Below are 19,302 nucleotides of genomic sequence, written 5' to 3'. Positions count from 1 at the left end.
GACTACTGACACACTCGTTTCAGTAGCGGTAGGCTACCAACGTGCCAGCGGATACGACAACCCCGTCAGCCCGGCAGGTCGAACTCCTTGAGGCGTCCTACCAGTACGCACTCGCCCACGGCCTGGGTGACTTGTCGCTGCGGCCGCTGGCGGCCGCGATCGGATCCAGCCCGCGGGTGCTGCTGTTCCTGTTCGGCAGCAAGGACGGTTTGGTGCGCGCGCTTCTGGCGCGGGCGCGCACCGATGAGCTCGCGCTCCTGCAACGGCTTCGGGAAACTGTCGGCACCGACCGGGTCGGGCTGGCCGTGGCTGTCGAAGAGATCTGGAATTGGCTTGCCGCCGTTGAGCATCGGCCACTGTTGGCGCTGTGGGCCGAGGCCTACGCCCGCTCGCTCGTCGAACCCGACGGCGCATGGGCCGGGTTTGCGCGCGCGACCGTCGAGGACTGGCTCGACGTGCTGTCCGAATGTCAGCCGGCGCACGAGAAGGGCGGCAAAGACGGCGCCGCGGCCCGGACGCTGGCATTGGCGGTGTTGCGCGGCGGGCTGCTCGATCTGTTGGCCACCGGCGACACCGAACGGGTGGCCATGGCTATCCGCCTGCAGCGGGCGCTGCTGGTGAATAGCGGACAGCCGTCGGGAACTCAGCCCGTATAGGTTGCCGGGTCCGGCCGGAACCGGGTGCCGTCGTCGAGGCCGTTGAGGCTGTTCATCTGCTCGTCGGTCAGCTCGAACCCGAACACATCGAGGTTGGACGCGATCCGTTCCGGGTTGGTCGACCGGGAGATCACGATGTTGCCCAGCTGGATACTCCAGCGGATCAGCACCTGCGCGGGCGTCCTACCGTGCGCTTCGGCGATGGCCGTCACGGCCGGGTTGTCGAGCAGATTGCCGACCCCGAGCGGGCTGTAGGCCTCCGTCACGACGTTGTATTTGGCGTTGGCCTCGCGCCATGCGCTCTGATTGAGCAACGGGTGCAGCTCGATCTGGTTGACCGCGGGCGCCGTGAAGGTCAGGTCGACGATGGTCGAGAGGTTCTCGGGGCTGAAGTTGGACACACCGGTGGAGCGCGCCAGGCCTTCCTGCTTCAGCGCCATCAGGCCACCCCAGCTGTCGACGTACTTGCCGATGTCGCTGCCGGGCCAATGGATCAGGTAGAGGTCCACGTAGTCCAAGCCAAGCCGCTCCAGACTGGCCCGCCCGGCGTTCTGGGCGGACTGGAAACCGTGATCGGTCACGGCCAGCTTGGTGGTGACCGACAGTTCCTCGCGCGGGATACCCGATGCCGCGATGGCACGTCCCACGCCCGCCTCGTTGTCGTACGCGGCGGCCGTGTCGATCAACCGGTGGCCCGCCTCCAGCGCTGCGGACACCACGCCCTCTGCCTCGGAGTCCGAGAGTCCGCCGACGCCGAAGCCGACGACCGGCATCGTACGGTCGTCGTTGAGCGTGACGGTGGGAATCGCTGCCCCGTCCGAGGAGGTCATGTCACCTATCCTGTGAAGTTGAAGGTTCGGGGATCGGGCCCCAGGCGTGTGTCCGTCTCCAACGTGGCGATGGCCGCCATGTCCGTTTCGTCCAGATCGAAATCGAACACGTCGAAGTTACTCACAATCCGCTCGGGGTTGACCGACTTGGGGATGACGATATTACCCAGATGTATATGCCACCTAATCAGTACCTGTGCGGGGGTTTTGCCGTGCCGTTCGGCGATGCCGGCGATCACCGGATCGGTGAGCAGCGACCCCTGACCGAGCGGGCTCCACGCCTCGGTGGCGATGCCCAATCTGGCATGCACCTCGCGAAGCTCGTGTTGTGGTAGCAGCGGATGCAATTCGATCTGATTGACCGCGGGCACGATGCCGGTGGAGTCGATGAGCACGGTGAGGTGCTCGGGTTCGAAGTTGCTCACGCCGATGGAGCGCACCCGACCCTGATCGTGCAGGTGGGCAAAGGCCTTGAAGGTGTCCACGTAGTCGTTGTTGGCCGGCACCGGCCAATGGATCAGATACAGATCGAGGTAGTCGACACCGAGCCGGTCCAGGCTCGCGTCGAATGCGGCCAGCGCCGCGTCATACCCCTGATCGCTGTTCCACAGCTTGGTCACCAGGAACACGTCCTCGCGGGGCACCCCGGAGTTGACCAGGCCGCGGCCGGTCTCGGCCTCGTTGCGGTAGGCGGCGGCGGTGTCGATGTGCCGGTAACCCGCCTGCAGGGCCGCGGTCACCGCGCGCTCGGTCTCCTCGGCAGGGGTCTGCCAAACCCCCAACCCGACTTGCGGTATCGAATTACCGTCGTTGAGCGTGACACGAGGACTCGAAGAGGGAGCAGCCATGACTGAAAGTCTGCCAGGCGGACCGGCCCGAGGCGGATCTGACGGTCAGCGGCGGGACGCCGTCCGACAGATGCTGCTCGGACGGGCGACCGCGTTCACCTTGGCGGCGATTCCCCGGATTTCGGATCGGACCAAGCGTCTGCTGCTGGGCGGGCGTTCGGTCGTCGTCGACGGAAACACCCTGGACACCACCCTGCAATTCACCCTGGCCGCCGAGCACGCGGCCGGAGTGGGTGGTCTGGTCGCCGATTACCGCCCCGGTTCCGGCGTCGAGGTCTCGCGGGCCGCGCTGCGTGAGACGGCCGCAATGATGAAGGTCCGGATCCATGCGGACGTCACCGACATTTCGATTCCCGGGCCCGCCGGGCCGATCCCGGCGCGACGGTATGTCCCTGACGGCACCGGAGCCTCGCCGATCTCGGCGTTGCTGCTGTATTTCCACGGTGGTGGCTTCGTCCTCGGTGACCTCGACACCCACGACAGCCTGTGTCGCTTGATCTGCCGGGACGGCGGAGTCCAGGTGATCTCCGTCGGCTACCGGCTGGCGCCCGAGCACAAGGCGCCGGCCGCCACCGACGACGCCTACGCCGCCTACCGCTGGGCACTCGACCACGCCGCCGGCCTTGGAGCCAACCGAATCGTGGTCGGGGGAGACAGCGCGGGCGGCAACCTGGCCACCGTGGTGGCCCAGCAGGCTCGTGACTCCGAACTGCCGCTGCCCGCGCTGCAGTTGCTGCTCTACCCGGTGACCGACGTGTCGAGCGAGACGCGATCCAAGACGCTGTTCGCCGACGGCTACTTCCTGAGCAAGCGTGACATGGAGTGGTGCACCGCGCACTACCTCGACGGCGCCGAGGTGTCCGCCGAGGATCCGCTGGTGTCCCCGTTGCTCAGCGAGGATCTTTCCGGCCTGCCGCCGGCCCTGGTGGTCACCGCCGGGTTCGACCCGTTACGCGATGAGGGCAATCGGTATGCCAGGGCCATGCAGGACGCCGGGGTGGTGGTCGATCTCCGGGAGGAGCGGTCGATGATCCATGCGTTCGCCAACTTCTTCCCGCTGGGAGGCGGCAGCGCCACTGCCACAGGCGCACTGATCTCCGCGCTGCGCGCACATCTCAGCCACGCCGAAAGTTGACCTGACCACGCCGGTACGCTTGTCGACGTGGCCAAACCGAAGAAGACCGCGAAGTACGACCTCAAGGCAGCTGACCGCAAGCGCAACCTGTGGGTGCAGATCGGGCTGACAGCCGTGGTGGTGCTGTTCGCCGTCGGCCTGGTGCTCTACATCGTGACGACCGGCCACAAGCGGCCGGCCTCCGGGGAAGCCCGGGCGGTGCACGTCTCCGCGCCCAATGTGATCACCAAAGAGGGCACATCGGAGCCCAAGGTGACGCTGAGCCTCTTCGAGGATTTCCTGTGCCCGGCGTGCGGTCATCTGGAGCAGCAGTTCGGCCCGACCATCAACAAGCTCATCGACAGCGGTGCCATCGCCGTCGATTACCACATGGTGGCGATCCTGGACAAGGCCGGCAACGGTTACTCGTCGCGGGCCGGCGGCGCCGCGTACTGCATCGCCGATGAGTCCATCGACGCCTTCCGCCGCTTCCATTCCGCGCTCTACACGCCTGGAATCCAGCCGGAGGAAGGCGGCGGTGTCTACCCGGACAACGCCCGGATCATCGAGCTGGCCCGTCAGGCCGGCGCGGCCGGTGAGGTGCCCGACTGCATCACCAAGGGCCGCTACGTGGAGATGGTGCAGGGTATGGCCGCGGCCACCGGCATCAACTCGACACCGACGGTTCGTTTCAACGGCGAGGAATACAACCCGACCACTCCTGACGCGCTGATCGCGAAGGTCAAAGAGGTCGTCGGCGACCTGCCCGCGCTGAAGGGCCCGGCTCCCGGCCCCGCCGCACCCGCCCCCGGTGCGCCCGCTCCCGTAGCGCCCGCGCCGGCCGCACCCGCCCCCGCAGCGCCCGCACCCGCTCCGGCGCCGGCCAACCCATGAGTGACACCGCCGCCGAGCTCGACGAACTTGGGACCGAGGATTCCTCGGGAGTAGCCGTCGGCAAGCTCAGTGCCGTCTGGGTGCTGATCGCAGGTGTCGTCGGCCTGGCGGCGGCGATGGCGTTGACGGTCGAGAAGATCGAGCTGCTGATCGATCCGTCCTACGTGCCGTCCTGCAGCATCAACCCGGTGATCTCCTGCGGCTCGGTGATGACCACCCCGCAGGCATCGGTCTTCGGATTCCCCAACTCGCTCATCGGCGTGGTCGCATTCACGGTCACTCTGGTCACCGGAGTGTTGGCGGTCGCGGGTGTTCGGCTGCCCCGGTGGTACTGGGCCGGGCTCGCGGCCGGGAGCTTGCTGGGTGCCGTCATGGTGCACTGGCTGATCTTCCAGAGCCTCTACCGCATCGGCGCGCTGTGCCCGTACTGCATGGTGGTGTGGTCGGTGACCATCCCGCTGTTGGTGGTCGCCGGTTCGATCGCACTTCGGCCGCTGCACACCAACACGGTGGCCCGGGCGATCTACCAGTGGCGGTGGTCGCTCGTGGCGCTCTGGTTCACCTCACTTTTGCTGTTGATCTTGGTGCGTTTCTGGGAATACTGGTCAACGCTGCTGTAACACTTCCGAAACAACTTGTCGGTTAGGTCTACCCGTGATTTCCAAGCTGTTAGTCGCCAATCGTGGCGAGATCGCGATCCGCGCGTTTCGTGCTGCTTATGAGATGGGCATCGCGACGGTGGCCGTGTACCCGTATGAGGACCGCAATTCGTTGCATCGGCTGAAGGCTGATGAGTCCTACCAGATCGGTGAGATCGGCCATCCGGTACGGGCGTACCTGTCGGTGGACGAGATCATCAGGGTCGCCAAGCATTCGGGCGCGGATGCGGTGTATCCGGGTTACGGGTTCTTGTCGGAGAATCCGGAGTTGGCGTCGGCGTGCGCGGAGGCCGGGATCACCTTCGTGGGGCCTTCGGCGCAGGTTCTTGAGTTGACGGGCAACAAGTCGCGGGCGATCGATGCTGCCCGGGCTGCGGGGCTGCCGGTGCTGGCATCTTCTGCGCCGTCGTCGTCGGTGGATGAATTGGTCGCTGCGGCAAGGGATATGGCGTTCCCGGTGTTCGTCAAGGCGGTGTCCGGCGGTGGTGGGCGCGGGATGCGCCGGGTGAGCGATCCGGATGCGTTGGCCGAGGCGGTGGAAGCGGCTTCGCGTGAGGCGGAGTCGGCGTTCGGCGATCCCGCGGTGTACCTGGAGCAGGCGGTGATCAATCCGCGCCACATCGAGGTGCAGATCCTGGCCGATACGCAGGGCAACGTGATGCACCTGTTCGAGCGGGATTGCAGTGTGCAGCGGCGGCATCAGAAGGTGATCGAGCTGGCCCCGGCGCCGAATCTGGATCCTGAATTGCGGGAACGGATTTGCGCGGACGCGGTGGCCCTGGCCCGCCAGATCGGCTACAGCTGTGCTGGCACCATCGAGTTCTTGCTCGATGAGCGCGGTCATCACGTGTTCATCGAGTGCAATCCACGGATTCAGGTGGAACACACGGTGACCGAGGAGATCACCGATGTGGATCTGGTCGGCTCGCAGTTGCGGATCGCGGCGGGGGAGAGCCTGGCCGATCTGGGGTTGGACCAGGATTCGTTGGTCATTCGCGGGGCGGCGATGCAGTGCCGGATCACCACCGAGGACCCGGCCAACGGTTTCCGTCCGGACACCGGCCGGATCACCGCCTACCGCTCGCCCGGCGGTGCCGGGGTCCGGTTGGACGGTGGCACCAATGTCGGGGCCGAGGTGTTGGCGCATTTCGACTCGATGCTGGTCAAGCTGACCTGTCGCGGACGTGACTTCTCCACGGCGGTGGCCCGGGCGCGGCGCGCGCTGGCGGAGTTCCGCATCCGCGGAGTGTCGACGAATATCCCGTTCCTGCAAGCGGTCATCGATGATCCCGATTTCCGCGCCGGACGGGTCACCACGTCGTTCATCGACGAGCGCCCGCAGCTGCTGACCGCGCACACCCCGGCTGATCGCGGCACCAAGATCTTGAACTATCTGGCCGATGTCACGGTGAACAAGCCGAACGGGGAGCGCCCGACGGGGGTGTACCCGCAGGACAAGTTGCCGCTGCTGGATCTGTCGACGGTGCCGGCGGCGGGTTCGCGGCAGCGTCTGATCGAGTTGGGTCCGCAGGGTTTTGCGGCCTGGATGCGTGACAGTAAGGCACTCGGGGTCACCGACACCACGTTCCGTGATGCGCATCAGTCGCTGTTGGCGACCCGGTTGCGCTCGACCGGGCTGCTCAAGGTGGCGCCGTATGTGGCGCGGATGATGCCGCAGTTGCTGTCCATCGAGTGCTGGGGTGGAGCGACTTACGATGTGGCGCTTCGGTTTTTGAAGGAAGATCCGTGGGAGCGGCTGGCCGCGCTGCGCGAGGCGGTGCCCAACATCTGTCTGCAGATGCTGCTGCGGGGCCGCAACACGGTGGGCTATACGCCGTATCCGGAATTGGTGACCTCGGCGTTCGTTCAAGAAGCCACCGGAACTGGCATTGATATCTTCCGGATCTTCGACGCGTTGAACAATGTCGAGTCGATGCGCCCGGCGATCGATGCGGTCCGCGAGACCGGCACGGCGATCGCCGAGGTGGCGATGTCCTATACCGGAGACCTGTCGGATCCGGCGGAGAATCTGTACACGCTCGATTACTACCTGAAGCTGGCCGAGCAGATCGTCGACGCGGGTGCCCATGTGCTGGCGATCAAGGACATGGCCGGATTGTTGCGTCCGCATTCGGCGCATCTGTTGGTCAGTGCGTTGCGGTCGCGGTTCGACCTGCCGGTGCACGTACACACCCATGACACCCCGGGTGGGCAACTGGCCACCTATCTGGCGGCTTGGCAAGCCGGTGCGTCGGCGGTCGACGGGGCCGCGGCGCCGTTGGCCGGCACCACCAGCCAGCCCGCGTTGTCCTCGATCGTGGCCGCGGCCGCGCACACCGAGTTCGACACCGGGCTGTCACTGGACGCGGTGTGCGATCTGGAGCCGTACTGGGAAGCGCTGCGCAAGGTGTACGCACCCTTCGAATCTGGCCTGCCTGCTCCCACCGGACGGGTGTACACCCACGAGATCCCCGGCGGTCAGTTGTCCAATCTGCGCCAGCAGGCCATCGCGCTGGGGCTGGGGGACCGGTTCGAGGACATCGAGGCCAACTACGCCGCCGCCGATCGGGTGCTGGGCCGGTTGGTGAAGGTGACGCCGTCGAGCAAGGTGGTCGGCGATCTGGCGTTGGCGTTGGTGGGGGCCGGTGTCAGTGCCGAGGAGTTCGCCGCGGACCCGGCGCGGTTCGACATCCCCGACAGCGTGATCGGGTTTTTGCGGGGCGAGCTCGGTGACCCGCCGGGCGGGTGGCCGGAACCGTTGCGCACCAAGGCACTTGAGGGCCGGGGCCCGGCCAAGCCGATCCAGGAGCTCTCGGTTGAGGATGAGCAGTTGTTGGCGGCGCCGGGGCCCAAACGTCAGGCGGCGTTGAACCGGTTGTTGTTCCCGGGGCCGACCACGGAGTTCGAGGCACACCGCGAAACCTACGGTGACACCTCCAGCTTGAGCGCCAACCAGTTCTTCTACGGGCTGCGCTACGGCGAGGAGCATCGCGTGGAGCTCGAGCGCGGTGTGCAGCTGCTGATCGGTCTGGAGGCCATCTCCGATGCCGATGAGCGCGGGATGCGCACGGTGATGTGCATTCTCAACGGGCAGCTGCGCCCGGTACTGGTGCGCGATCGCAGCGTGGCCAGTGAGGTGCCCGCCGCGGAGAAGGCCGATCGCAACAATCCCGATCATGTCGCAGCCCCGTTCGCCGGTGTGGTCACCGTCGGTGTCAGCGCCGGTGACACCGTCGAGGCCGGCGCGACGATCGCCACCATCGAAGCGATGAAGATGGAAGCCGCGATCACCGCCCCCAAGGCCGGCACCGTGCAACGTGTCGCGGTGGCCACCACAGCACAGGTCGAAGGCGGTGACCTCCTGGTGGTGGTCGGTTCGGCGGGCAGGAGCGAAGCGACCGGGGGATCGGGTTCGGCGGGCAGGAGCGAAGCGACCGGGGAATCGATCTGACTCGCATCATCGCCGGTGCACTCGGCGGCCGCCGGATTCGGGTGCCCCAGCACGGGTCCGGGCTTGGCACCCGGCCGACCTCCGACCGGGTCAGAGAGGCCGTCTTCAACGCATTGGCGGCGCGACTCGATTTCGCCGGATTGTCGGTGCTTGACTTGTACGCGGGTTCGGGAGCGCTTGGCCTGGAAGCCCTTTCGCGTGGTGCGACCTCGGGGGTGTTTGTCGAGGCCGATCAGCGCGCGGCCGCTGTCATCGCCGAGAACATCGCGTCGCTGGGCGTCCGTACCGCGGCGGTGCGCCGGGGCAGTGTCGACAAAGTGTTGGCAGGCGGTGCCACGCGGCCGGTGGATCTGGTCTTCGCCGACCCGCCGTACGACCTCGACGACGCTTCGGTCGATGCGATGCTCACGGGGCTGGTCGATGGCGGGTGGGTGGCTGTCGGCAGCGTCGTCCTGGTGGAGCGGCGCGCATCGAGTGGGCCGGTCAACTGGCCGGAAGGCTGGGATGCGCTGAGTGCCCGGCGCTATGGCGATACTCGGGTGGAACTGGCCGAAGTGGGTTAGCGGTTCGGTCGATGCCCATACGGTGCCGGCCGGCCTGTAGCGTCGTCACCCATGAGTGGCGCGGTATGCCCCGGCTCCTTCGACCCGGTGACCCTTGGCCATGTCGACGTTTTCGAGCGTGCGGCGGCGCAGTTCGACGAAGTCGTGGTGGCGGTTCTGGTGAATCCCAACAAGAAGGGCATGTTCGATCTCGACGAGCGCATGGCGATGATCACCGAGTCGACCACGCACCTGCCGAATCTGCGGGTCGAGTCCGGTCAGGGCCTGGTGGTCGATTTCGTCAGGACGCGCGGGCTGACCGCGATCGTCAAGGGATTGCGTACCGGCACCGACTTCGAGTACGAGCTGCAGATGGCGCAGATGAACAAGCATGTGGCCGGTGTCGACACGTTCTTCGTGGCGACCACGCCGCAGTACTCGTTCGTGTCGTCGTCTTTGGCCAAGGAGGTCGCATCGTTGGGCGGCGACGTCTCGGCGTTGCTGCCCGAGGCGGTGAACCGCAGGTTGCAGGAAAAGCTGAGCGGTTAGCCCGCGACCGCGACGGGTATTGGTTCGGGTGGCGCTCAGCCCATGGCGCCCTACTTCGAAAACCGATTCCGCGGAGGTCCGTGCCGTGCCCAAGACATTCGTCCAATCCACCGAAGATGTCGTGAAGTTCCTCAAAGACCAGCATCACCTGATCGAGGATTTGTTCGAGGAGGTGTTCTCCGCCTCCACCGCCAAGGCGCGCGAAACGGCGTTTGTCGAACTGCGCCAACTCCTTGCTGTGCACGAGACCGCCGAGGAGATGGTGGTGCACCCGCGGGTTCGTCGGGTGGTCGCCGGCGGCGACGACATCGTCGACGCCCGCCTGCACGAGGAACACGCCGCCAAGGAACAGCTGTCCAAGCTCGAGGGCATGGATATCGATTCCGAGGAATTCATCGATGCGCTCGCCAGCTTCCGCGAGGCTGTGATCGATCATGCCGAGCACGAGGAGCATGAGGAGTTCGACAAACTGCATCGCAAGCTCGACGCAGATGAGCTCGAAGCGATGGTCAAGGCCGTGCAGGCGGCCGAGGCGATCGCACCCACCCGCCCGCATCCCGGGGTGGAATCGGCCGGGCTCAATTTCGCTGTCGGGCCGTTCGCGTCGATGCTCGACCGCGCGCGAGACCTCATCGGCGCGGCGATGCGCTGATGGTGCCGGTACTCACAGCCGGTGATGGCTCGGGCGACACACCGATTGTGCTCCCCAGTCACAGGCGTAACACCAGGCACACTAGTCACTAACAACGAGGCCTGGAGGGTTTTGCCGTGTACCGAGTTTTTGAAGCGCTCGACGAGCTCGGCGCGATTGTGGAAGAAGCGCGCGGTGTGCCGATGACCGCTGGTTGCGTGGTCCCGCGCGGGGATGTGCTGGAACTGATCGACGACATCAAGGACGCGATCCCCGGCGAGCTCGACGATGCCCAGGATGTGCTCGATGCACGTGATTCGCTGCTGCGCGAAGCCAAGGAGCACTGCGAGTCGGTGATGTCGAAGTCCAACGCCGATGCCGACGGCATGCTCAACCACGCCAGGGGTGAGGCTGATCGGCTGCTCGCAGACGCCAAGGCGCAGGCTGACCGGATGGTGGTCGAGGCCCGGCAGCACAGCGAACGCATGGTCGGGGAGGCACGCGAAGAGGCGGCCCGCCTGGCGGCCTCGGCAAAACGCGAATACGACGCGAGCACCGGCCGGGCCAAGGCGGAAGCCGATCGCCTGATCGAGAACGGGAACCTTTCCTACGAGAAAGCCGTGCAAGAGGGCATCAAGGAGCAACAGCGCCTGGTTTCGCAGACCGAGATCGTGTCGACGGCGACCGCCGAGGCCACCCGGCTCATCGATGCGGCTCACGCGGAAGCCGACCGGTTGCGCGGCGAGTGCGACATCTACGTCGACAGCAAACTGGCCGAGTTCGAGGACTTCCTCAACGGCACGTTGCGGTCCGTCGGCCGTGGACGTCACCAGCTGCGCACGACGGCCGGCACGCACGACTACGCCACCCGCTGACCCCCGCGTGCGGCATCGTCGCGCACTGCGTCGTGGTGCGATCTGACGTCGCCGTAGGATCGATGCATGGCGACGCATGCGAAATCAGGCAGGCATGGCGCGGGCCACAGAGGCCCCCGATCGCCCTTGGTGATCGATGTCTCCCGGCTAGGTCGGCGGCCGGGTTCGTTCCTGGCCCACCAGGAGACGGTGCCCAGTCCGGTCCGGATCGGGGCCGAACTGGTTGCCATCGAGAAGGGTGCACCACTCGAACTCGATCTGCAGCTGCAGGCGGTGTCGGAGGGCGTGCTGGTCAGCGGAACCGTCTCGGCTCCCACGGTCGGTGAATGTGCCCGCTGTCTGACCGCACTGACCGGTGACGTCGAGATCGACCTCACCGAGTTGTACGCGTACCCGGACAGCACCACCGACGAGACCACCGAGGCCGACGAGATGGGTCGGGTCGGCGCCTCTGGTCAGGCCGACACGGTCGATCTGGAACAGCCGATCATCGACGCTGTCGGATTGGCTCTGCCGTTCTCGCCGTTGTGCCGTCCGGACTGCCCGGGCCTGTGTCCTGACTGCGGGGTCGCGCTCGCCACCGCCGAGCCGGGCCACCACCACGACAAGATCGATCCGCGCTGGGCCAAGCTGAGTGCCATGCTGCCCGACGACGACCGGCCCAGGGGCGACGAGTGACCGACTCGCACGACGCGCTGCTGGGCGTACTCGGTGTCGACCTGCCAGACGACCTGCTCACCATTGCGTTGACCCATCGCAGCTACTCCTATGAGAACGGCGGCCTGCCGACCAACGAGCGGCTGGAGTTCCTCGGAGATGCGGTGCTCGGGTTGACCATCACCGAGGAGCTCTATCACCGCCATCCCGAACGCTCGGAAGGCGATCTGGCGAAGCTTCGGGCCAGCATCGTCAACACCCAGGCGCTGGCCGATGTCGGTCGCGGGCTTACCGACGGTGGCCTCGGCAGTCACCTGCTGCTCGGCAAGGGGGAGGAGAACTCCGGTGGTGCCGACAAATCCAGCATTCTCGCCGACGGTGTCGAATCCCTGCTCGGCGCAATCTATTTGCAGCACGGCCTGACCACTTCGCGGGAGGTGATCCTGCGGTTGTTCGGTGAGCTGCTCGACACGGCGCCGACGCTGGGCGCCGGACTGGACTGGAAGAGCAGCCTGCAGGAGCTGACGGCCTCCCGCGGGCTCGGTGCCCCGAGCTACGTGGTGACCTCCACCGGGCCCGACCACGACAAGGAATTCTCGGCCGTCGTGGTGGTGGCCGATGTCGAATACGGCAGGGGTGTGGGGCGTAACAAGAAAGAAGCCGAGCTCAAGGCCGCCGCGGCGGCCTGGAATGCGCTCGACGATGCGTGAGTATCGATGCCCGAGCTGCCCGAGGTAGAGGTAGTCCGCCGGGGTTTGCAGGAACATGTTGCGGGCAAATCGATTTCGGCGGTGCGCGTGCATCACCCGCGTGCGGTACGTCGTCATGAGGCCGGCCCGGGCGATCTGACGGCGCGGTTGCTCGGTGCCCGCATCACCGGAACCGGCCGACGCGGCAAGTACCTGTGGCTGACGTTGGGCGAAGACGGCGGCGACGACGAGACTGACGCCTTGGTGGTGCATCTGGGGATGAGTGGCCAGATGCTGCTGGGTCCCATCCGCGACGACCGGCATCTGCGGATTGCCGCGGTGCTCGACGACGGCACGGCCCTGAGTTTCGTCGACCAACGTACGTTCGGTGGCTGGCAATTGGCCGAGTTGGTGACGGTGGACGGCACCGCCGTGCCACAACCGGTGGCACACGTCGCCCGCGATCCGCTCGACCCGCTCTTTGACCGCGACCGCGTGGTTACGGTATTGCGCCGCAAGCATTCCGAGATCAAACGTCAGCTGCTCGATCAGACCGTGGTATCCGGTATCGGCAATATCTACGCCGACGAGGCGCTGTGGCGGACCAAGATCAACGGCGCCAGAACCGCTGCGCTGCTGCCGCGCCGCCGGCTGGCCGAGGTACTCGACGCGGCCGCCGAGGTGATGACCGACGCGCTGAGCCAGGGTGGTACGTCGTTCGATTCGCTGTATGTGAACGTCAACGGCGAATCCGGTTACTTCGAACGGTCTTTGGACGCCTACGGCCGTGAGGGTGAGCCGTGCCGGCGGTGCGGAGCGGTGATGCGCCGCGACAAATTCATGAACAGGTCATCGTTCTACTGCCCGAAATGTCAGCCCCGCCCCCGGGGCTGACCCCAAACCGATCAAGGCATGCTGGGCATGCCCGGCATGTCGGACATGCAGATCTTCCACGATCCGCTTTCCTTGCGCAGGTACAACTTGCCGGGGCCCGCGCTGCTGGAGATGTCGACGACCGCTTTGTTGCCGTTCACCGTGATCTTGGTGATCTCCGCCGTACCGCTGGAATCGGTGGTCTTCGGAATGTCGATGGCATCCAGCCCGCCGATCTTCTCGAAGAGGTCCTGATCGGCCTGGCAGAAATAGGGGAGCGCCTCGTTGAGGTCGCTGCTGCTCGACATCACCTCGTCGAGGAAATCCCGGACCTCCTGCTCGGCAGAGCTCTCGCCGGACTGTGAGGAGCCCGCGCTGTTGCGGCTGCCTGAATCCGAACCGCCACCGAACGCGAAGAAGGCGATGCCGCCGACCAACACCAGCACGGCCACAACCACACCGATGATCGCGAACAGTTTCCCGTTGCCTCCGCCGGGCGGCTTGGGGGTGGGGTAGCCGTACGGCTGTTGCGGTGCACCGTAGGGCTGGGCACCGTAGGGGGGGCCGTACGGCTGCTGGGGCGTTCCGTACGGCGAGCCGTACGGCGCCTGAGGCTGCTGCGGTGTCCCGTACGGCGAGCCGTACGGATCCTGAGGTTGCTGTGGCGCTCCATACGGTGACCCGTAGGGCTGCTCGGGTTGCTGTGGCGCTCCATACGGTGACCCGTAGGGCTGCTCAGGCTGTTGCGGTGATCCGTAGGGCTGAGCAGGGTTGGCACCGGTGTTCGGATATCCCTGAGGACCGCCCTGCTGATACGGCTGCTGCCACGGCCCGGGAGAACCCGATGGCGGGGTGGGCGGATTGCTCGGCGGATAGGTCACGGTGCTCCTTGGCGAAGTCGGTCTACCGAGTCTATCGTCGCTGCCTGCCTCACCGTCGTGGTGAACGGGGGCCGCTGGCGTGCTGGGCGGACCATCACCGCTGGAATAACCGGGTGTCGCGGCGTGTAGAAATACCGCATGACCGAACTTTGGGTTGACCGCACCGGCGTCCGCAGGTATGTAGGGCGCAGTTCACGGGGCGCAGAGGTACTCGTGGGCAGTGAGGATGTCGAGGGCGTGTTCACGCCGGGCGAATTGATGAAGATCGCCCTCGCGGCGTGCAGTGGTATGTCGAGCGATCAGCCGTTGCGTCGACGCCTGGGCGACGACTATCCGGCGACGATCCGGGTGTCCGGGCCGGCGGACCGTGAGCAGGAGCGCTACCCGCTGCTGGAGGAGAAACTCGAGATCGACGTGTCCGGTCTGTCCGAGAGCGATGTCGCCAGGCTGTTGACGGTGGTCGAGCGGGCGATCGATCAGGTCTGCACAGTCGGACGCACGCTGAAATCGGGCACCGAGGTGAAGTTCGAGGTCGCCACTCGATGACCGGACCGGGACTCCCCGCGGCAGGAACCGAGTCCGAGGTGCGCCTGAGCGCCTGGGTGCACGGTCATGTGCAGGGCGTGGGGTTCCGCTGGTGGACCCGGTCACGGGCTCTTGAACTGGGACTGACGGGGTTTGCCTCGAATCGGCCCGACGGCAGGGTCCATGTCGTGGCGCAGGGATCGCGGGCGAACTGTCAGCGATTGCTTGAGCTGTTGCGGAGCGGTCAGACCCCGGGGGTCGTGGATAACGTCGTCGCAGATTGGGCGGATTCCGACGCCCCGATGACGGGGTTTCACGAACGGTAGCCGAGTCGGCGGTAGGGTAAGACGCCGTGCACCTCAAGAGTCTGACGCTGAAGGGCTTCAAGTCCTTCGCCTCGCCGACGACTCTGCGCTTCGAACCCGGAATCACCTGCGTTGTCGGTCCCAACGGATCGGGCAAGTCCAACGTCGTGGACGCCCTGACCTGGGTGATGGGTGAGCAGGGCGCCAAGACTTTGCGCGGCGGCAAGATGGAGGACGTCATCTTCGCCGGCACGTCCTCGCGGGCGCCGCTGGGTCGCGCCGAGGTGACGCTGACCATCGACAACTCGGACAACGCGCTGCCCATCGAGTACTCGGAGGTGTCGATCACCCGCCGGGTGTTCCGTGACGGCGCAGGCGAATACGAGATCAACGGCAGCAGCTGCCGGTTGATGGACGTCCAGGAGCTGTTGAGCGATTCGGGCATCGGCCGCGAGATGCACGTCATCGTCGGCCAGGGCAAGCTCGCCGAGATCCTGGAGTCGCGTCCTGAGGACCGCCGCGCCTTCATCGAAGAGGCCGCCGGTGTCCTCAAGCACCGCAAGCGCAAGGAAAAGGCGGTCCGCAAGCTCGACTCGATGGCGGCGAACCTGGCCCGGCTGACCGACCTCACCACCGAATTGCGCCGCCAGCTCAAACCGCTGGGTCGCCAGGCCGAAATGGCGCGCCGTGCGGCGACCATCCAGGCCGACCTGCGTGACGCCCGCCTGCGACTGGCGGCCGACGACCTGGTGAGACGCCAAGTCGAGTTCCACAACACCAACCAGGCCGAGACCACCCTGCGCCGCGAGCATGACGAGGCGACCGTCCGGCTGGAAGCCTCGACCGTCGAACTGCAGGCGCACGAGGCCGCGGTGGCCGAACTGACCCGCCGCGCCGAGGCCGCCCAGCAGACCTGGTTCCGGGCCTCGGCCCTGGCCGAGCGGGTGAGTGCGACCGTGCGCATCGCGACCGATCGGGCCCAGTTGTTCGAGGCTGAGACCGAGTCGTCCACCGGGCAGGATCCCGAGGCGCTGGAAGCCGAAGCCGACGAGGTTGCCGAGCTCGAGATGGAGCTGCTCGGCGAGCTCGAGGAGTCGCGCATCGTCTTGGAAACCGCTCGCGCTGAGCTGGCCGAACGTGAGCGAATCGCCGCTGAGACCGAACGGGCGGCGCGTGAGGCCGCACGTGCGGAGGCCGACCGTCGTGAAGGGCTGGCCCGGTTGGCCGGTCAGGTCGACACGATGCGCATCCGGGTCGAGTCGATCGATGAGGGCGTCATGCGCCTGTCGGTCAACATCGAGGAAGCTGCCGCCAAAGCCCAACAGGCGCAGGCTGAATTCGAGACGGTGCAGAGTCGGGTCAGCGAACTCGATGCCGGCGAAGTCGGTTTGGACGAGCAGCACGATCGCTCGGTGACCGCGTTGCGACTTGCCGACGAGCGGGTGGCCGAACTGCAGACTGCCGAGCGTGCCGCGGAGCGACAGGTCGCCTCGTTGCGGGCCAGGATCGAGGCGCTTTCGGTCAGCCTGGACCGGCGGGACGGTGCCGCCTGGTTGCAGAAGAACCACAGTGGCGCAGGACTTTTCGGCAGCATCGGTGAGCATCTGAAGGTGCGGCCGGGGCATGAGGTGGCGGTGGCCACGGTGCTGGGTGCGGCAGCCGACGCGTTGGCGGCCGAGGATTTCGGGGTCGCCGCGGCCGCCGTCGCCGCGCTCAAGGAATCCGACGGCGGCCGGGCGGCGCTGTTGCTGGGGGACTGGAAGACCAACGGCTCGGCCCCTTCGGGTGTGCTTCCCGACGGTGCGATCTGGGCCAACGACGTGGTCTCCGTCCCGGATCGGTTGCGCGGTCCGATCACCGCGATGCTCGCCGGAGTGGCCGTGGTGGCCGATCTGCCGGCCGGTGTGCAACTGGTGTCGGCGCGACCGGACCTGCGTGCGGTGACGGCGGACGGTGACCTGGTCGGCGCCGGCTGGATCAGCGGCGGCTCCGACCGCAAGCCCTCCACCCTCGAGATCAGTGCCGAGATCGACAAGGCCCGAGCGGAATTGGAGGTCGCCGAGCGGCAGACCGGCGAGCTGGCGGCCGCCTTGTCGGGTGCGCTGGCCGAGCAGGCGGCGCGGCAGGAGTCAGCCGAAGAGGCGATGGCCGCGCTCAACGAATCCGACGCCGCGATCTCGGCGATCTATGAGCAACTGGGCCGCCTGGGGCAGGACGCCCGTGGTGCCGGTGACGAATGGCAGCGCCTGATCCGCCAACGCGACGAGCTGGAGGCCGGGCGTACCAAGACGGTCGAGGAACTCACCGAACTCGAATCCCGGCTGCACAACGCGGAACGGCTTCCGACATTCGAGGCCGAGCCTGTCGACCGTCAGGCTTCGGTGGCCGCCGCCGAGGCCGCGCGTTCGGTCGAGGTCGAGGCCCGATTGTCGGTGCGTACTGCCGAGGAACGCGCGAATGCGGTTCGCGGGCGCGCTGATTCACTGCGACGGGCCGCTGCGGCCGAGCGCGAGGCGCGAGTGCGGGCACAACGCGCCCGTGAGGCTCGTGAACACGCGGCGCGGGTGGCTGCAGCGGTGTCCGAGTCCGGGCGCATCGTCGCCCAGCGATTGAGCGCCGTGGTGTCGGTGGCCTCGCGGATGCGCGACGAGCTGGCCACCGAACGTCAGATGCGCGGCACGGCGCTGTCGCAGGCGCGGGAGGCGGTCACCGAACTCAACGCGAGGATCACCGCGCTCACCGACGCGCTGCACCGCGACGAGATGGCCAAAGCCCAAGCGTCGCTTCGTATCGAGCAGCTTGAGGCCCAGGTGCTCGAGCAGTTCGGAATGCCCGCCGCGGACCTGGTCGCCGAGTACGGTCCACAAGTCGCTCTGCCGCCCACCGAGCTGGAGATGGCGGAGTACGAGCAGGCACGGGAACGCGGCGAGCAGGTCATGGCACCCGCTCCGATGCCGTTCGACCGGCCGACCCAGGAGCGCCGGGCGAAGAAGGCCGAACGCGAACTCTCCGAGCTGGGACGGGTCAATCCGCTTGCGCTGGAAGAGTTCGCGGCGCTGGAGGAACGCTACAACTTCTTGTCGACCCAACTTGAGGACGTCAAGGCCGCGCGGACCGATCTGCTCGACGTCATCGCCGACGTCGACAACCGGATCCTGCAGGTGTTCACCGAGGCCTACGTCGACGTGGAGCGCGAGTTCGAGAAGGTGTTCGCCACCTTGTTCCCCGGCGGCGAGGGCCGGCTGCTGCTGACCAATCCTGCCGACATGCTGACCACCGGCATCGAGGTCGAGGCCAGGCCGCCCGGTAAGAAGATCAAACGACTGTCGCTGCTGTCCGGCGGTGAGAAGTCATTGACGGCGGTCGCCATGCTGGTCGCCATCTTCCGGGCCCGGCCGTCGCCGTTCTATGTGATGGACGAGGTCGAAGCCGCCCTCGACGATGTGAACCTGCGCCGACTGATCAGCTTGTTCGAGCAGCTGCGTGAGCGTTCCCAGCTGATCGTGATCACACACCAGAAGCCCACCATGGAAGTCGCCGACGCGCTCTACGGCGTGAGCATGCAAGGTGACGGCATCACCACGGTGATCTCGCAGCGCATGCGCGGGCAGGAACTGGCGGCGAGTTCAGGCTGAATACCGTTCGCTACGAACCTGTTCGATAGATCGACGGCGGTCCCCAGCCTGGCCCGGCAAAGCAACTGTCGGCAGCCTGAGCGGGGCAGGCATGCACCTGTGCCGGGGCCGGCGGGGGTGCCGTCGACGTGGTCGAGTCCGACTGGAATGTCACGTACGACGACTTCATGACCGGCACGGCAGCGGCGGTGCGCTCCTTGTAGTACGCCTTGATCTCGACATCCGACGGCATCTTCTGGTCGGCTTTGACAACCGCACTCCATTTGCCGTCCGAGACATTCGCGCCCGCGGACCAGGTCGGGTCGGCTGCGTCCGGCGGGGTGATCAGCACGCCGACCGCCTCGACGCGAGGTACCGCCGTCCCTGCGACGGTGACCTTGGTACCGGAATCGCTGAACTTCACCGAGTCAACCCAGACGTGGCCAGAGCCTTGGATCTCCGTGACGGGCGTCGACGAGACGTTGCTATCTCCGGGGCCGCCGATCTTGTCGAGAATCGACGGCATAGCCGCGATCAGCGCTCCACCGAGGGTGCCGATCAGACCGATGACGGCCGCGTTGGCCGCCGTCGGTTTCTTGCTGGTGGTGCTCGTGCGTCGCCGTCTGGGACGCGCCTGGTTCGCGGTACTGACGGCTGGGGTGTTCGTAGTCATGGCGGTGCGCCTTGTGTCTGGTGTTGTCCCCGCCGA

The 19,302-nt window shown here is 66.6% G+C and carries 19 protein-coding genes; 15 read left to right on the top strand and 4 right to left on the bottom strand.

From position 1 onward, the window contains the following. Positions 1 to 41: 41 nt before the first annotated feature. Positions 42 to 656: a TetR/AcrR family transcriptional regulator gene (locus H977_RS0130245; protein ID WP_029111366.1), complete on the top strand. Its 615-nt coding sequence runs from the start codon at positions 42 to 44 to the stop codon at positions 654 to 656. Here the strand turns inward: H977_RS0130245 and H977_RS0130240 are convergent. Together H977_RS0130240 and H977_RS0130235 are read right to left on the bottom strand one after the other, a co-directional pair. Continuing rightward, a complete protein-coding gene (locus H977_RS0130240) occupies positions 644 to 1,486 on the bottom strand; it encodes an aldo/keto reductase (RefSeq protein ID WP_029111365.1) in 843 nt (280 codons plus the stop codon). The two genes, H977_RS0130245 and H977_RS0130240, sit on opposite strands and share 13 nt — an antisense overlap. Before the next feature lie 5 nt (positions 1,487 to 1,491). Further along, the gene (locus H977_RS0130235; RefSeq protein ID WP_029111364.1) at positions 1,492 to 2,334 is read right to left on the bottom strand and encodes an aldo/keto reductase; all 843 of its coding nucleotides are present in this window, start codon (positions 2,332 to 2,334) and stop codon (positions 1,492 to 1,494) included. On the opposite strand from H977_RS0130235, the gene H977_RS0130230 reads away from it, so the two are divergent. From H977_RS0130230 to mutM, 11 genes are all read left to right on the top strand, one after another. Then, positions 2,333 to 3,469 (top strand): alpha/beta hydrolase, encoded by a 1,137-nt coding sequence (locus H977_RS0130230; protein WP_029111363.1) that lies wholly within the window; start codon positions 2,333 to 2,335, stop codon positions 3,467 to 3,469. The two genes, H977_RS0130235 and H977_RS0130230, sit on opposite strands and share 2 nt — an antisense overlap. 27 nt (positions 3,470 to 3,496) lie before the next feature. Further along, entirely contained in the window at positions 3,497 to 4,342 is an 846-nt protein-coding gene (locus H977_RS0130225) for a DsbA family protein (protein ID WP_029111362.1), read from the top strand. Then, the gene (locus H977_RS0130220) at positions 4,339 to 4,962 is read left to right on the top strand and encodes a vitamin K epoxide reductase family protein (protein WP_036477720.1); all 624 of its coding nucleotides are present in this window, start codon (positions 4,339 to 4,341) and stop codon (positions 4,960 to 4,962) included. Before H977_RS0130225 ends, H977_RS0130220 begins: the two co-directional genes overlap by 4 nt. Positions 4,963 to 4,996: 34 nt before the next feature. After that, the gene (locus H977_RS0130215) at positions 4,997 to 8,452 is read left to right on the top strand and encodes a pyruvate carboxylase (RefSeq protein WP_029111360.1); all 3,456 of its coding nucleotides are present in this window, start codon (positions 4,997 to 4,999) and stop codon (positions 8,450 to 8,452) included. Further along, complete coding sequence (gene rsmD, locus H977_RS0130210) at positions 8,449 to 9,015, top strand: 16S rRNA (guanine(966)-N(2))-methyltransferase RsmD (RefSeq protein WP_081681910.1); 567 nt, start codon at positions 8,449 to 8,451, stop codon at positions 9,013 to 9,015. Before H977_RS0130215 ends, rsmD begins: the two co-directional genes overlap by 4 nt. Before the next feature lie 51 nt (positions 9,016 to 9,066). Continuing rightward, on the top strand, positions 9,067 to 9,543 hold the full coding sequence (gene coaD, locus H977_RS0130205) for a pantetheine-phosphate adenylyltransferase (RefSeq protein WP_029111358.1): 477 nt from the start codon (positions 9,067 to 9,069) through the stop codon (positions 9,541 to 9,543). 85 nt (positions 9,544 to 9,628) lie between these two features. Continuing rightward, a complete protein-coding gene (locus H977_RS0130200; RefSeq protein ID WP_029111357.1) occupies positions 9,629 to 10,195 on the top strand; it encodes a hemerythrin domain-containing protein in 567 nt (188 codons plus the stop codon). A gap of 116 nt (positions 10,196 to 10,311) precedes the next feature. Next, the gene (gene sepIVA, locus H977_RS0130195) at positions 10,312 to 11,049 is read left to right on the top strand and encodes a cell division protein SepIVA (protein WP_029111356.1); all 738 of its coding nucleotides are present in this window, start codon (positions 10,312 to 10,314) and stop codon (positions 11,047 to 11,049) included. A gap of 66 nt (positions 11,050 to 11,115) precedes the next feature. Continuing rightward, complete coding sequence (locus H977_RS0130190; protein ID WP_029111355.1) at positions 11,116 to 11,727, top strand: YceD family protein; 612 nt, start codon at positions 11,116 to 11,118, stop codon at positions 11,725 to 11,727. Beyond that, entirely contained in the window at positions 11,724 to 12,416 is a 693-nt protein-coding gene (rnc, locus tag H977_RS0130185) for a ribonuclease III (RefSeq protein WP_029111354.1), read from the top strand. The genes H977_RS0130190 and rnc overlap by 4 nt, the downstream gene beginning before the upstream one ends. Before the next feature lie 6 nt (positions 12,417 to 12,422). Next, complete coding sequence (mutM, locus tag H977_RS0130180; RefSeq protein WP_029111353.1) at positions 12,423 to 13,289, top strand: bifunctional DNA-formamidopyrimidine glycosylase/DNA-(apurinic or apyrimidinic site) lyase; 867 nt, start codon at positions 12,423 to 12,425, stop codon at positions 13,287 to 13,289. Positions 13,290 to 13,300: 11 nt separating this feature from the next. Here mutM and H977_RS0130175 read toward each other — a convergent pair whose 3' ends face one another. Then, positions 13,301 to 14,149: an Rv0361 family membrane protein gene (locus tag H977_RS0130175; protein WP_029111352.1), complete on the bottom strand. Its 849-nt coding sequence runs from the start codon at positions 14,147 to 14,149 to the stop codon at positions 13,301 to 13,303. Between the two features lie 138 nt (positions 14,150 to 14,287). Here H977_RS0130175 and H977_RS0130170 point away from each other — a divergent pair, with 138 nt between their 5' ends. Genes H977_RS0130170 through smc form a run of 3 tightly spaced genes read left to right on the top strand, consistent with a single transcriptional unit; the run spans position 14,288 to position 18,614 of the window. Continuing rightward, entirely contained in the window at positions 14,288 to 14,695 is a 408-nt protein-coding gene (locus tag H977_RS0130170; protein WP_029111351.1) for an OsmC family protein, read from the top strand. Continuing rightward, complete coding sequence (locus H977_RS0130165) at positions 14,692 to 15,000, top strand: acylphosphatase (protein WP_029111350.1); 309 nt, start codon at positions 14,692 to 14,694, stop codon at positions 14,998 to 15,000. The genes H977_RS0130170 and H977_RS0130165 overlap by 4 nt, the downstream gene beginning before the upstream one ends. 26 nt (positions 15,001 to 15,026) lie before the next feature. Further along, entirely contained in the window at positions 15,027 to 18,614 is a 3,588-nt protein-coding gene (gene smc, locus H977_RS0130160; protein WP_029111349.1) for a chromosome segregation protein SMC, read from the top strand. A 10-nt stretch (positions 18,615 to 18,624) separates the two neighbouring features. Here the strand turns inward: smc and H977_RS0130155 are convergent, their stop codons facing one another. Further along, the gene (locus H977_RS0130155) at positions 18,625 to 19,266 is read right to left on the bottom strand and encodes a hypothetical protein (RefSeq protein ID WP_029111348.1); all 642 of its coding nucleotides are present in this window, start codon (positions 19,264 to 19,266) and stop codon (positions 18,625 to 18,627) included. Between the last annotated feature and the right edge of the window lie 36 nt (positions 19,267 to 19,302).

Origin of the sequence: Mycobacterium sp. URHD0025 (genome assembly GCF_000426065.1) — a bacterium.
GTDB lineage: Bacteria > Actinomycetota > Actinomycetes > Mycobacteriales > Mycobacteriaceae > Mycobacterium.
This window is presented reverse-complemented; position numbering and strand designations above follow the sequence as displayed.

Bases quoted from the DNA above. Each gene is read 5' to 3' on its own strand.
- H977_RS0130165 (WP_029111350.1), top strand. From the start codon at position 14,692: ATGACCGGACCGGGACTCCCCGCGGCAGGAACCGAGTCCGAGGTGCGC.
- H977_RS0130155 (WP_029111348.1), bottom strand. From the start codon at position 19,266: ATGACTACGAACACCCCAGCCGTCAGTACCGCGAACCAGGCGCGTCCC.
- H977_RS0130230 (WP_029111363.1), top strand. From the start codon at position 2,333: ATGACTGAAAGTCTGCCAGGCGGACCGGCCCGAGGCGGATCTGACGGT.
- H977_RS0130220 (WP_036477720.1), top strand. From the start codon at position 4,339: ATGAGTGACACCGCCGCCGAGCTCGACGAACTTGGGACCGAGGATTCC.
- H977_RS0130235 (WP_029111364.1), bottom strand. From the start codon at position 2,334: ATGGCTGCTCCCTCTTCGAGTCCTCGTGTCACGCTCAACGACGGTAAT.
- H977_RS0130170 (WP_029111351.1), top strand. From the start codon at position 14,288: ATGACCGAACTTTGGGTTGACCGCACCGGCGTCCGCAGGTATGTAGGG.
- H977_RS0130190 (WP_029111355.1), top strand. From the start codon at position 11,116: ATGGCGACGCATGCGAAATCAGGCAGGCATGGCGCGGGCCACAGAGGC.
- H977_RS0130240 (WP_029111365.1), bottom strand. From the start codon at position 1,486: ATGACCTCCTCGGACGGGGCAGCGATTCCCACCGTCACGCTCAACGAC.
- mutM (WP_029111353.1), top strand. From the start codon at position 12,423: ATGCCCGAGCTGCCCGAGGTAGAGGTAGTCCGCCGGGGTTTGCAGGAA.
- coaD (WP_029111358.1), top strand. From the start codon at position 9,067: ATGAGTGGCGCGGTATGCCCCGGCTCCTTCGACCCGGTGACCCTTGGC.